The following is a 15,074-nucleotide window of genomic DNA, read 5'->3' as shown; positions in this document are numbered from 1 at the left end:
CATCAGCATGAAAAAATCATTTACTCTGGTTTTTATATTGGCTTGTTTTAGTTGGCTTGTAAGTTCACAAACCAATGTATCAGGCTTTATAACAACTGATTCAACCTGGACGGTTGATGGCTCACCTTATGTGGTTACTTCTAACCTGCAAATCTCTACATCAGGTGTTTTAACGATTGATGAAGGAGTTGAAGTACGAATCAATGATAATACAAGTATTATTGTTGATGGCGATTTAATTGTAAATGGTACCACTGTAAACCGGGTGCTTTTTACTTCCTCTGAGGTAGATCCTCTATCACGCCAAAAAGGAGATTGGAACGAAATTAATGTTCGCTCCGGCGGTACTGCAGAGTTTAATGCAACCACTTTTGAGTATGGTGGTTATAGTTCGTCTTATAATATTAGCTATGCATGTCTTAGTAGTAGTGGAGGAGCAATTACTTTGGCTGATAATTGTATTATTAAAGATGCTAATAATACTGGTTTGCGACTTTTAGATGGAGGAACAGTTCAGGCTGAAAGTCTTCAAATTACGGCTTGTCGATGGCCGGTTGTTTATAGCAGTGCTTCGGATTTAACTTTTAATACAGACGGAATTGATATTTTAGGTAATACCTTAAATGGAATCTTTTTAGATTTCACCTCTCTCAATAGTGATATGGAACTTGATACTATTTCGGTTCCGTATGTTCTGTTAAATGAATTTACGATACAGGCCGGTGCTACCTTAGCAATACGAGCAGGCAATACGGTAAAGGTTAACAGTACTAATAGTGTTAATGTAAGCGGATCGTTATTAACCTATGGATCTGTCACCGATAGAGTTTATGTAACATCATATCAGAATGATGTTTTGGGAGGAGATACCAATAACGATGGAACTACTACTGTTGGAGCAGCCGGAAATTGGGAAGCCATAAATATATCGCCAGGTGGTGTTGCAACTTTTAATGCAACTACTATAGAGTATGGTGGTTATAGTTCCTCTTTTAATGCCAATTATAGCTGTTTATATAATAATGGAGGTACCTTAAGTCTTGCCGACAATTGTGTTGTTCACCAGTCAAATAATGTGGGACTAAGAGTTGTTAATGGAGGGGATACTCATATTGAAAGCGCTCAAATATCGGATTGTCGCTGGCCAATTTTATATGGAAGTGCAGCCAATCTGACTTTTGCGCATAATAATGTTGATATATCGGATAACACCTTTAATGGTGTTTATGTGGATTTTAGTTACCTGAATGGTGATATGACATTGGATACAGTGGCTGTACCCTATGTATTTACCAGGGCCTTTTATGTTCAGGCAGCAGCTGCATTAACCATTCGTGCCGGTAATACAATTAAATTCAATAACAGTAGTATATATGTAAGAGGTGCCTTAATAGCTGATGGTTCAGACACAGATATGATCTATTTTACCTCTTATCAGAACGATAACCTGGGAGGCGATACTAATAACGATGGTGCCGCCACACCTCCAGCCGCAGGTAACTGGGGATCTATCCGTTTTGAAGATAGCAGTGTAGATGCAGAGTGTAGCATCAGCTATGCCGATTTTTCGTTTGGTGGACGTAGCAACAGGGCTCCGGTTTGGATTCAGAATGCTTCGCCAAGTATTGAAAACTGTAATTTCGAGAACAACTACATTGGTGCTTACATTGAGTTTAATTCAAGCCCTAGTTTCCGGTTTAATACCATTGGTTCATCATCATTAGTGCCTTTTGCACTAACATTAGACGCTACACCAACTTTTACCGATAATAGCTTTTCATTTTCTGATAATACCTACGATGCCATTGGTATTATTAGCAGTACTATGACTGCCAGTGCTAACCTGCCTCAGCGTGATGTAACAGGTATACCAAATGTAACTTACCTGTTATTAGGTTCGGTTACCATTCCTGAAGGCATTACTCTAACTATTAATCCGGGTGTTGTAATCAAAGGATATAGTCAATCGCATCTTATAATTGTAAAAGGTGCTTTGGTGGCAGACGGAGGAGATGAAAACAATATCATTACCTTCACTTCTGTAAGGGATGATAATTTTGGTAATCCTCAGGATACGAATAAAGACGGAACCCAAACAGTGCCGGCCATTGCCAATTGGGGAGGTATTGTTTTTGAAAATACAGTAGATGATGAAAATTGTGTTTTAAACTATACTCGTCTTCAGTATGGAGCTATGCCGGGCAGATATTATAATACACAATACATTAGTGGAGGGCAGATAACACTTGAAAATGCCAGTCCACAAATAAGCAATAGTATTCTTAAAGATTGCCACTACGGTATCTATGCATTTCAGGCATCTCATCCGGTAGTTGAGAATAATGAGTTGGTAAACACCACTTATACACCTGTGGCCAAATCTATCAATGCCATGCCTCAGTTTACTGGCAACAGCTTTACTAATCCGGGTTGGACAGCCATTGGTATTATTGGCGAAAGTGTTGGATTTAATGCTACACTCGATAAGGATACTATAGCTGGATATGATAATATTTCGTATGTACTGCTTGATAATCTGACCATTAATTCGGGTTCCGATGTTGAGGTTAAACCGGGAGTAGTTCTTAAGTTTAATCAAAGCAAAAGTATAACGGTTAACGGAGGATTTAAAGCTGCCGGCCTCGAAACTGATTCCATTATTTTTACTTCCATTAGGGATGATAATTATGGAGTTCCTCAGGATACCAAAAACGATGGAGATGCAGAAGCACCGTCTGCGGGTAACTGGACAACCATTCGTTATACAGGTACTGCCAATGATGATTTCAATGCCATCGATTTCACCCGATTATTGTTTGGTGGTAATAGTAATTATGGGGTTGTAACCTGGGTGGATGCCGGAGGACAGATTTCTAATTCTACTGTTAGTGATTCATATTACTATGGCCTTCGTTTTGACGGAACTTCAGATCCGGATTGTTCTGAAGAAGTGTTTATTCAAAACTGTCGACTCGATCCATTGGCCATGTCGCTAATGTCTAATCCACTAATGTCGTTTACATCACCCGATATTGCATCAAATGGTAATGGTAGTAATGGTATCTTTATTTTAGAAGGTAATCTGGCCAATTCAGCCAATCTGGTAAAACGCGATGTAGGTGGCATTTATAATATTGCCTATATCATTGATCGTTTAACAATTGGCAATAATGCCATACTCAATATATCACCAGGTGTTGTTATTAAATTCAGAAACTACAATAGTGGCATAACTGTTAATGGAGCATTAAATGCCAATGGTGCTGAAGAGGAGAAAATAGTTTTTACCTCTATTAAAGATGATTCAAAAGGAGGCGATACCAACGATGATGGTAATGTCTCTGTTCCGCAACGAAATAACTGGAGTAGAATTATATTTAATGCCTCAGCATTGGAAGAAGATAACCTGTTGAATAATTGTATACTCAATTATGGAGGTTATACTTATTATAGTCAAGGAAAAAACAGGAGTCTGGTTGATATTTTTGATGCCTATGTTGAGGTGGATAGTTGTCAGCTCGAGCACTGTAACTATGGAGGTATTGGTATTTTCGGAAGCTCCAACGCAGTGGTAACTAATTCGCAGTTTAATAATTTAGGAGAGGCTCCTGTAATTCTAAGTATGTTTGCTGAGCCAACCTTTGAAAATAATGGCGTATCTAATTTGGGTATTGTGGCTTTGGGTGTTGCGCAAGAAACTTATTCGTTGGATGATACCATTCCTCAAAGAGATTTTGCCGGATATGATAACATCACCTATTACATCTACAATACTTTAACAGTCAATTCCGGAACCAACATTGTGGTACCTGCCGGAACCATATTTAAAACCTATAATCATTCGGCCTTTACAGTTAATGGAGCATTGCAGGTGAATGGTGAATCAGGGAATCCGGTGGTATTTACCAATCTGCGCGATGATGCTTATGGTCGGCCTATGGATACCAATGATAATGGAGCTGAGAATGGTCCATCTGTCCAGAATTATCCGATTATTACTTACGCTGATATTTCCAATGATGATTCCTGTTCGGTAGATAATACCATATTCAGATATGCAAGGAGTGGTGTAAATATGGAGCAGGCAGCACCTGATATCAACGCTTCGTTATTCGAGAATTGCACATGGGGAGTAGAGCTTCGGGGAGTATCCACACCTGCATTGACAAATAGCACATTTAATGATCTAACGTACGCACCAATGGTAATTTCTTTGGTTTCGTTCCCACGCGATACAGTTAATAATACCATTTCAGGTACAACTTATAAGGCTATTGGTGTATTGGCCAACGAAGAACTAGTACAGGATGTAACACTTAAAAAGAATAATTTTGCAGGAGTTCGTAATATTCCTTATTACTTCTCAGGTAATTACTCAATTGGAACCAGTGTGCACCTTTCTATCGATCCGGGAGTGATCTGTAAATTTCATCAGGGAGCCCGCATGACAGTTAAAAGAGGTTTGATTGCAGAAGGAGGATCCACCGCTGACAGCGTTATTGTTTTTACCGATATCAAAGATGATTTCTTTGGAGGGGATAGTAATTCCAACGGACCGGATAATATTGCCAATAACTATTACAATTGGAAAGGACTTCGTTTCACAGATGAGGCATTTGATGATTCGTGTCGATTAGAAAATTGTTTAATACGCTATGCGGGATATTACAATACCGAAGCAGCCGTAACAGTCGAGAAGGCTAGTCCATCCATTAGAAATTCAAGCTTAATTTATAATGCCAATGGAGTTAGGGCAACGGGTGCTTCTAATCCGGTAATTAACTTTTGTGATATTTATGGAAATACCAATTTTGGTGTGCAAAATGTAGATATGGCCTTTGATATTGATGCCCGTTATAATTATTGGGGAAGTAATACCGGGCCAACGCATGCATCCAATCCGGGTGGTACAGGCGATGCCGTTACTGATATGGTCAACTACGACGATTTTACCACCGATGGATTTACCAATCCTTTAATGGGAGATGTTAGTTTAAACGGGCATATTCAGGCTTATGATGCTTCACTGATTTTACAGCATGCAGCTACAATGATTACCTTGAACGATTTGCAACAATCAGTAGCCGATGTTTCTGGTGAAGCCGGAATTACAGCTTACGATGCTTCATTGGTATTGCAATATGTTGCAGGAGTAATTACTTCTTTCCCGGCTGAAGTATTGAAAAATACAGTGGCTAAAACTGCGAATGATGCATACTTCAGTTTGAATGATGTTAGTCCGATTAGTACCGAGTTTAGTACACAGCTTTCTGTAAGTAATACATCAAATCTGTTAAGTGCCGATATTAAACTTCATTTTAATGCAGAAGTACTGCAACTCAAAGAAGTAAGTGGTGATCAATCAGGAGCACTAATGGCTTATCATATCGATAATGAAAAAGGGGAAGCAGATCTGGCATTTGCATCTGCTGAAGCTATTTCAAATGATGGCGTTTGGGCTGATTTACATTTCGAAATTATTTCAGGTGCAGAGGCTGAAACATCCATTGAATTTGTAGAGTTACTATCGAATGAGCAATATGCAAGTGCGAATAGCAAAGGTGCTAAGGTGGATAATCCGGTAGCAACCGTAGTGCAACAGGTGGTTATCGATGAATCATCGTTGCATACTATTTATCCAAACCCAAGCAATGGATACATCGAATTTGATTACGATGTAGCTGATGAAAATAGTGAAGTTGTAATTTCAGCTTACAGTCCTAATGGTACATTAATTACTAACCTGTTCAGTGGAACACTCAATAATGGTCGTTATCACTTCAGTGGTGATGAATTGGATAGTTATCATGGAGTGGTTATTATCAGGTTAATGGTGGAAGATGAGGTGTTTACTCAGAAGGTTATTATTAAATAATTAGCCATCATGAAGATGCTTAAAAATTATATAGCAACCATATTTGTCTGGTCGGTAATACTAATTCCGGGCAGGGCAGATATTGGTCTGCGAGTGGCTAATGTAGAAGGAGTAGTTGGCGATGTGGTGAGTGTGCCGGTTTATGTCGACACTTCGTTGACATCGCTGAATATCCTTTCGTATCAGATAGCGGTTGAGTATAATGTTAATTTACTCGAAGCTTTGGAGCCTACTTTCGAAAGTACTATTGCGGCGTCGTGGGGCGATCCGGTAAGCAATATAAACACTGCAGGAAAAGTAACTGTTAGTCATGCCGGCGTAACCCCTTTAAGTGGAACCGGTGTATTGACTCGATTATGGTTTCGCTTAAAATCCAATGGTACGGCTTATCTCAATTTAGCTAATGATGAACAAACCATTTTTAACGAAGGCGAAGTGCCGGTTCACCTAACCAATGGGCGAATTACAATCAGTCCGGCACCTTATTTTAATTTTAGTCCCAACGGCGGATTAATTGCCATAGGTGAGACTTTGCAATATTATGTGTCGAGAGGTACAGCTCCTTATACATGGAGTACAACCGATTTAACAGTAGCTACCATCAGTTCAACAGGTGTAATTACTGGTGTTTCGCCAGGTAAAGTGAAAGTGATTGCCACAGACGATGCAGGAGTTATTGATACTGCTGGATACTGGGTGGAAGTCGTGCCTTTTACCGTAACTGTGCGCGATACCAGTTACTATCAAAATAACAGGGTAACCATTCCGGTTAATATTTCGCAGCTTGATGATTTTGATGTGATGAGTGGTGAAATAAAAATCAGTTTCAATGATGATATACTGATGGCAGAAGAAGTAATCTTTGCCGGTAGTTTACTCGAAGCTGTGGGAGCTAAATCAGCCAACCTCAATCAGCTGGAATCTGTATCGGTTAGTTTTGCATCACCGGAAGCCTTATCAGGTAGTGGGCCTCTTTTTTATATACGTTTTAAAGTTGATGATCGTACTTCAGGAGCTACTTGGATTGAAGTGACACATGCCATGTTTAATGAAACATTAAAGGCGAGAGCTTATAGGGGGTATTTTAGTATTGTAAGCTTACCTAATTTATCGGTTACACCTTCTACAGGGCAGCTTCTGGCTGGCGAAACATTGGATTTTAATGTTAGTGGAGGTATCGAACCTTACCAATGGAGTGTTTCAAATCCGGCGATAGCAAGTATTGATGCAAATGGATTGCTTGCTGTCAATGCAGGAGGTCAGGTTAGAGTATTGGTAACAGATCCTCGCGGTTCAACAGGGCAGTCGGGCATTATTGAAATTTATGATGGCACCATTGAGTTGGGTAATGTTTCTATTCCTGCTGATGGAGAATCGGTTCAAATGCCTGTATACTTAAATTCGTATGATAATATGTTACCGGTTATCAGTATTTCGGGTGTTATTGGCTTTAATAGCTCTAATATTCAGCAAATAAGCTTGAATAATGTTGGTAGTGCAACGCAATCGTGGAGTTATTCTCAACTTTCAGAAGCGGATCATTTTCAGTTTGCCGGAGCCGGTGTAAGTGGTGTAAATGGAGACGTTACTATGTTGGGTCTGGAGGTATTTATACAAAATGGATTAAACGTAGGCCAGGTGATACCGTTAAGTTTTTCTGAAATACTAATGAACGAAGGAAATCCGAGGTTACGGGTGGTTGCTGGATCGGTTGAAATTGCAGAGCCAACTGCTCTGGATGAAAATCTGAAAGATGAGATAAAGGTGATATACGAATCAGGGATAGTCCGAATTGAGAATCTGCCCAATGATACTCGTTGGTTAACATTGTATAGTTTAACCGGTCAGCCGGTTTTAAAAACTATGGTGGAAGGTAATGTATATACGTTAGTTAAAGGCCAGTTTGTTAAAGGGATTTATATCGTTGAGATTTTTGGAAATAATAAAATTTACCTGAAAATTAAGTTGTAAAAGGTGTAGGTGAATGTGGATTGCGGTCGGAACTATTCCGGCCGCTTTCGTTTATAGCTATTATTCATACCATTCAAACCTATTTATCTACCCTGCCGTGCCTCAACAAAACTTACTTTTAACACAGATAAACCAATAGACCCTTTAAATTCAAAATATGAAATCCATTCTTATCCTCTTGGCAGTGCTAAGCCTTTCAAGTATTAAGCTTTTTGCTCAATCTGTAACTATTATCGAGTCGGTCGGATGGTTCGAAACGGCAACGGTAAAGTGGCAACCTGTTGAGGGAGCTGAAGCTTATAATGTTTATTGCAGTGGTGAAGGTATTACCAATTTTAAAATAGATGATCAGTTAATCCGTAATTATGGTGATTATTACCGGGCAGATATCCCGGGTTTGCAGGCTGGCGAATACACATTAAAGGTGGTGCCGGTTATTGATGGAGTGGAAACAGAATCTACAGAAACAAATTCGATCAGTGTTATTGCTCATGATCGAACAGGCTTTTCTTTTTCTGATAATCGTGTTCCCGGAGCTTATAAGGAAGATGGGACTGCCAAAGATAATGCTGTTATTATCTATATCACTGAAAACTCGAAGAACACCATTTCGATGGATGTGACAGGGGCGAATGAGAATCCATGTGTGGGTTTGCAGGAAATTTTAGATGGATTTAAAAAAGGCAACGATAATCGACCGTTGATAATTCGTATGGTGGGGCAGATTACTGATTTTTCCTACATGAATAAGGGAGATATAGTGGTTGAGAATAAAAATAATCCATCAAGTTACATTACTATTGAAGGTATTGGTAATGATGCTGTGGCAGATGGTTGGGGCATCAGATTAAAAAATGCATCCAACATTGAAATCCGAAATCTGGCTTTTATGAATTGCAATAGCGATGAAGGCGATAATTTGGGATTGCAGCAAGACAATGATTTTATATGGGTGCATCATTGCGATTTGTTTTATGGCGACGCCGGAGGCGATTCTGATCAGGCAAAAGGTGATGGAGCTTTGGATTGCAAAAGATCGACTTATGTTACTTTCTCATATAATCATTTTTGGGATACCGGCAAATCGTGTTTATTGGGATTAGGTGAAGATACAACCGAAGGGCTTTACATAACCTATCATCATAACTGGTTTGATCATTCCGATTCCCGCCATCCGAGGGTACGATTTTTCTCTGCGCATGTCTACAATAATTATTACGATGGAAATGCGAAATACGGCGTTGGGGCAACAAGCGGTTCATCGGTATTTGTTGAAGACAACTATTTCCGAAATTGTAAATATCCAATGTTGATATCTCAGCAGGGAACCGATATTTATTACGATTCGGATGGGACATTCTCAGGGGAAGATGGAGGAATCATTAAGGCATTTAATAATTATATGGAAGGACAGAATCGCTTTGTTGCATGGGGAGATGAAGCAATAACCAACTCTACCCTTCAATTTGATGCATATGTTGCTTCGTCGAAAGAAGAGTTGGTTCCGGAAGATGTTATTACAGTGCAGGGAGCTAATAGTTATAACAATTTTGACACCAATGAAGCTGTGATGTATGAATATACAAGCGAGACTCCGGAGGATGCTAAAGCTACAGTGATGGAATATGCAGGAAGAATGGAAGGAGGTGATTTCATCTGGGCCTTTGATAATTCGGTTGATGATGCATCGTATGAGGTCAATCAGGCTTTAAAAAATGCTTTATCTGCATATCAAACAACATTGGTTTCTATACAGGGCGACGCTGAGGATGATGGATCGGGTGATGGAGGAGATGATGGCGGCCCGGTTGATGAAGGAGACATGATACATAACTTCACTTTATCCGGCCTGAATAGTTCTTTTTACAATATTTCCGGTAATCTGTCTGATTCAAAAGGAACAGTTGTGTACAATGGTTTAACATTAACTCAATGCTTGAAAATAGAATCCGCTACTTCCATCTCATTTACATCAACTCAGAACGGTCAACTTACCTTGGTTTTTAATGAGGGTTTTGAAGGAAAATTTAAAGTAAATGGTACCGCGTATTATCCAACCAATGGTATATTGAACTTAGATATTGCAGCAGGCGATTATGAGTTTACAAAAGGTGATGTGGCTAACCTTTATTTTATGAGTCTGGAATATGATACCACAACAGGAGTTAAGTCAAGGGTTGATGAAAGAATTAAATTGTACCCGAATCCTGTGATCGATTATATCAGCATAGAAGGAACGAACAGTATTATAAAAGTGGAAGTTTATAATATGCAGGGAATTCAAGTAATGTTGAATGAAAATTGCCAGTCTTTCATCGACGTAAGATCAATACCATCAGGCACCTATCTGGTCAAGATTGTTACAGTAAAAGACACTCAGGTTCATACGGTCTTCAAAAAATAAATATGATGAGTTTTGAATAAGAAACCTATAAATACAGAAAAAGCGGTCAAATTGACCGCTTTCTGCGTTGTCCCATAAGGACTCGAACCTTAAATGCCTGGACCAAAACCAGGTGTGTTACCATTACACCATGGGACAATCGAGTTTTTTAATTAAAAACCCTCTCAAAATAGAAAGGGTTTTTAGTTGTCCCATAAGGACTCGAACCTTAAATGCCTGGACCAAAACCAGGTGTGTTACCATTACACCATGGGACAATCGCTGTGCTTTTTTTCTAAAGCGATGCAAATATAGAGAGTTTTTTTTTCATTACAATAATATTTTTGAAAAAATATAATGAAATCCTTGTTGTAGCCTTGTTTTCAGAAAGAAAAGAACGTGAAAAAAATGAAAGATTTTACCTTGGTGAAAGAGATAAGAGACAAGGAGAAGATTTATCCTTTAACATAGAATTAGATATAAAAAATGCCCGATCGAAAAAGACCGGGCATCACCTTAATAAATAATTATATATTATTTTTTTCCTCCAGAAAGAACATTGATAAGGTTGAACAAGCGTTCGTTAATACCTTTTTTATTTTTAAGTGCCTGGTTAAACGGAACGTGAACAATTTCACCATCAACCATTCCAACCATAATGCTTTTTTGATCGTCGATTAATGCTTCAACAGCAGCAACACCCAATTCACTGGCTAATACCCTGTCGGCAACAGTTGGTGAACCTCCGCGTTGTAAGTGACCTAAGATGGTAACTCGTGCATCGTACTCAGGGTGTTCTTCATTAACACGTTGGGCAATTTCAAAGGTGTTTCCCATTTTTTTACCTTCGGCAACCAATACAATACTACTGTCTTTAGAGTAAGAATATTGTTTTTCAAGGAAACGTTTCAAATCATCGTAGCTTGTTTTCTTTTCTGGTAAAAGAACAACCTCAGCACCAGAAGCAACGCCGGCATTTAAAGCAATAAAGCCAGCATCGCGGCCCATTACTTCAATAAAGAATAATCGACTGTGCGCAGTAGCCGTATCTCTTATTTTATCAACTGCATCAACAACCGTATTTAAAGCGGTGTCGTAGCCAATCGTTAAATCAGTACCAAATAAATCGTTGTCGATGGTTCCGGGAACGCCAATGATGGGAATATTGTATTCTCGTCCGAAAATATTAGCACCAGTAAATGTACCATCACCACCAATCACCACTAATCCATCCAGCTTTTGTTTCTTGAAGTTTTCATAAGCAGTGGCTCTTCCTTCGGGTGTGCGAAACTCAGGGCAACGGGCCGATTTTAGCATGGTGCCACCATCTTTTAAAATACCACTTACCGAGCCGGCATTTAAAGGAAGGAAATCACCATTTACAAGTCCCTGGTAACCTTTTATAATACCTGTAACCTTAATGTTTTCATACACACATTTACGCACAACAGCACGCACAGCAGCATTCATTCCCGGAGCATCACCTCCGGATGTAAGAACCCCTATTTTAGAAAGTTTATTCATGTTGATATATTATTAGTATTTTGTTTTATTTCCAAAATGGACCTAGGGCGGACTTCTTCTTTTAAAATGGAGCTACAATGTTAGTGCTTAACTCTGAAATATCAATAAAATTAGTGTGATCATTTTGTCATAAATGTGCGATATTTTATCAATTTCTCTCTTTTTGAATAATTATGCATAATCAGTATGAAAAACCGTTGGTTAATTTCAGAGAAAAGAACAATCGTATTAATCAAGCTAGAAGAATATCCAAACAACTATTTGCATTGCTAATGTATTATCAATCTTTTTAAAACTGGCTGGTAAATAAATTTGAAAACCTATCTTTAGGGGAATTTAATTATACCCTATGAATCCTTTGAAACGAATCAATCTGATTGTTGGTTGGGCAATCTTCATCTTGACTACTATTCTATATTGGCTTACTATGGCTCCTACAGCAAGTTTGTGGGATTGTGGTGAGTTTATCTCGTGTATGGCTAAAATGGAAGTTGGTCACCCACCGGGAGCACCCTTTTACCTGTTGCTGGGAAGATTTTTTAACCTCTTTGCCGGCGATCCTTCACAAATAGCTTATACGGCCAATCTGGTGTCGGTATTTTCATCATCGGCCACCATCATGTTAATGTATTTTTCGGCCGAACATATGCTTCGCAGAATCTTCAGTAAGTACACCGAAAATCTTTCATCATACCTTTTTATTGTGGTACCGGCAGCTATTGGATCTTTGGCATTTGCAGTTTCCGATACTTTTTGGTTTTCAGCAGTAGAAGCAGAAGTTTATGCATTGTCGATGCTGTTCACTGCTTTGTGTTTTTGGTTATTCCTGAAGTGGGAAGAAGCTCATGAAAAAACGGGTTCAGGAGTAAATTGGATTATCCTGATTGCCTATCTCACCGGATTATCCGTAGGAGTTCATTTGTTGAATTTATTAATTATACCGGTTCTTATTTTATTGGTTTTATTAAGACGAGCTCCTTTTTCGTGGAAATTACTTATAAAAGCAGTGGTTTATGGTGGTGTGATTTTGGGTGTGTTATTATTTGGAGTCATTCAGAATGGTTTGTGGTTGGCAGAAAAATTTGAACTACTGACGGTAAACAGCTTTGGTTTGCCTAAAAACTCAGGTCTGTTACTTTTTACCTTATTGTTATTCAGTTTGTTGTTTTTTGCTGTTTTTAAAACACGCACGAAAAATAACTGGCAACATCTGTTGGCTGTAATAAGTCTTGTATTTATGATTGGCTACTCATCGTATGCTATGATGATTATCAGGGCAGATGCCAATACGCCTATTAACCTTAATGATCCGTCGAATGTTTTTTCATTGGATAGTTTTTTAAATCGCGAGCAATATGCTCAAAGCCCTCTATTATACGGACAGTATTACAATGCTGAGGTGGGAGAGTTACAGTATAAAACATCCTATCGTTTTGATGGCGATAAATATGAGAGTTATAAAAAAGCTGATCAATACGAGTACGATGAAAAAGGTTCCGGGTTTTTCCCGCGAATGCACAGCAGTAGTCCAACCCATATTTATGGTTATCAGATGTGGGCAGGAATCAATCCCCAGAGTAAAGAAAAACCTTCGTTTGCCACTAACCTAAAGTTCTTCTTTAATTATCAGATTAACCATATGTATTTCCGCTATTTTATGTGGAATTTCTCTGGTAGACAAAATGATGAACAGGGGCATGGAGATGTGTTAAAAGGTAACTGGATTACGGGTATTCCATTTTTGGATAAAGATGTGTCGAGTGGGGTACATCATAGTTTGGCTCACAATAACCCATCGCGTAATAGATATTATTTGTTGCCTTTGCTGGTTGGATTGATTGGAATTGTTTTTCTGATTGGAGCAGGGAAAAATGGGAAAAAGTATCTGGCTGTAACCGGATTATTATTTCTGATGACCGGACCTGTTATCATCCTTTATTTAAATCAAACACCCTTTGAGCCACGTGAGCGCGATTATGCTTTTGCAGGTTCGTTTTTTGCTTTTGCCATATTTATTTCGTTTGGTGCTTTTGCCATTGCTCATTGGTTAAAGCAACTGTCGAAAAGTTCGGTAACAGGTTATTTGGCTATGGTGTTAGTGACAATAGCAGTGCCTGTGTTAATATTGTCGCAGAACTATGATGATCATAACCGTGATAACCGATATTTTGCTTTAAATATGGCTCGTAGTTACCTGGCTTCCTGCGAACCCAATGCCATATTGTTTACCTATGGAGATAACGATACATACCCGGTGTGGTATGTGCAGGAGGTGGAAGGATTCAGAACCGATGTGCGGGTTATTAATTATGGTTTGATGGGGGCTGATTGGTGCGTTCGTCAATTGGCTCAATCAGTGAATGATGCCGGAAAAATGCCTTTTACCATTAATATTGATCGATATAAAAGTGGTGACTTAGATAATGCATTGGTAATGGACAGGGGTGAGGAGTATGCTCCATTAATGAGTGTAGTGCGTTTTATAGGAAGCACCAACGAGCAGAGTAAATTACCTCTTCAGAATGGACAAAAAATTGATTACTCGCCTATCGGTAATTTTTCTTTGGCTTACAACGAAACTGACACCGTTAAGTGGAAATGTCCCAAACGTGTACTTTATAAGAATGATATTGCTTTACTTGATATGCTGGCTACTAACAACTGGAAGCGACCTATTTATTTTACTGCCGGAGCTGATCCGGAGATCTTCCTTGGCTTAAAGGATTACCTCCGTTACGAAGGTATGGTTTATCAATTAGTGCCAACAGCCAAATACCCCCAAGATGCACAAAATATTGATACCGATGTGTTGTTTGAATCGTTTATGAATAATATTCAGCTGGGTGATGGCTCTACGGCTTATTACGATCATTATTGCAGACGTACTTTTAGTGTAATGCGTTATCGCCAGATTTGTAATTTGTTGATACTATCCTTACTGGATGAAAACAGAAAAGAGGATGCTGCAGAAGTAATCAAAAAAGGATTGAAAGAGCTACCTATTGAGGTGGCACCCGAATCATCTGGGAATATACCTTTCTTGCAATTGGCTTTTGAAACCGGTTTAACTGAAGTAGCTACTGAAAAGATAGACTTCTTGCTGCAACGCCATATCAATAACCTGTATTGGTTTAATGCTCAACCGGCAAAACTGAAAAATGCATCAACTCAATTATTTTCCGAAGAATTGGATAACGGAAGAATGCTGAATACTGCTTTGCAATTGATAGATAATCAGAAGTTACTGGATCAATTCAACAAAACCTATAAGGAATTGGGATTGACACAACTTTTGAGCAACAACTTCTAATTAGCACAGAG

General features: G+C 38.8%; 6 protein-coding genes and 2 tRNA genes. 5 read left to right on the top strand and 3 right to left on the bottom strand.

The features are described from left to right. Positions 1 to 7: 7 nt before the first annotated feature. The 3 genes from KEM10_RS08610 to KEM10_RS08600 all read left to right on the top strand — a co-directional run bounded on the left by KEM10_RS08610 (position 8) and on the right by KEM10_RS08600 (position 10,250). Entirely contained in the window at positions 8 to 5,875 is a 5,868-nt protein-coding gene (locus KEM10_RS08610; RefSeq protein ID WP_212215581.1) for a right-handed parallel beta-helix repeat-containing protein, read from the top strand. A gap of 9 nt (positions 5,876 to 5,884) precedes the next feature. After that, positions 5,885 to 7,846: a cohesin domain-containing protein gene (locus tag KEM10_RS08605; RefSeq protein ID WP_212215580.1), complete on the top strand. Its 1,962-nt coding sequence runs from the start codon at positions 5,885 to 5,887 to the stop codon at positions 7,844 to 7,846. A 157-nt stretch (positions 7,847 to 8,003) separates the two neighbouring features. After that, positions 8,004 to 10,250, top strand: a complete 2,247-nt coding sequence (locus KEM10_RS08600) for a pectate lyase family protein (RefSeq protein WP_212215579.1) — start codon at positions 8,004 to 8,006, stop codon at positions 10,248 to 10,250. A 67-nt stretch (positions 10,251 to 10,317) separates the two neighbouring features. Here the strand turns inward: KEM10_RS08600 and KEM10_RS08595 are convergent. Then, positions 10,318 to 10,388: transfer RNA gene (locus KEM10_RS08595), tRNA-Gln, on the bottom strand. Positions 10,389 to 10,436: 48 nt separating this feature from the next. After that, positions 10,437 to 10,507, bottom strand: a tRNA-Gln gene (locus KEM10_RS08590). A 66-nt stretch (positions 10,508 to 10,573) separates the two neighbouring features. Between KEM10_RS08590 and KEM10_RS08585 the strand changes: the two genes are divergently transcribed. After that, on the top strand, positions 10,574 to 10,756 hold the full coding sequence (locus KEM10_RS08585; protein ID WP_212215578.1) for a hypothetical protein: 183 nt from the start codon (positions 10,574 to 10,576) through the stop codon (positions 10,754 to 10,756). 7 nt (positions 10,757 to 10,763) lie between these two features. On the opposite strand, the gene pfkA is transcribed toward KEM10_RS08585, so the two are convergent. Then, positions 10,764 to 11,753 carry a 6-phosphofructokinase gene (gene pfkA, locus KEM10_RS08580; protein WP_212215577.1) on the bottom strand — a complete coding sequence of 330 codons (990 nt, stop codon included), beginning with the start codon at positions 11,751 to 11,753 and terminating at the stop codon, positions 10,764 to 10,766. A 349-nt stretch (positions 11,754 to 12,102) separates the two neighbouring features. Between pfkA and KEM10_RS08575 the strand changes: the two genes are divergently transcribed. Beyond that, positions 12,103 to 15,063 carry a glycosyltransferase family 117 protein gene (locus KEM10_RS08575; RefSeq protein ID WP_212215576.1) on the top strand — a complete coding sequence of 987 codons (2,961 nt, stop codon included), beginning with the start codon at positions 12,103 to 12,105 and terminating at the stop codon, positions 15,061 to 15,063. The last annotated feature ends 11 nt before the right edge of the window (positions 15,064 to 15,074 follow it).

The sequence above is a fragment of the Carboxylicivirga linearis genome (genome assembly GCF_018271995.1).
Taxonomy (GTDB): Bacteria; Bacteroidota; Bacteroidia; order Bacteroidales; family Marinilabiliaceae; genus Carboxylicivirga; species Carboxylicivirga linearis.
Note: the sequence above shows the minus strand (reverse complement) of the source record. Positions and strands in the feature narration are given on the sequence as shown.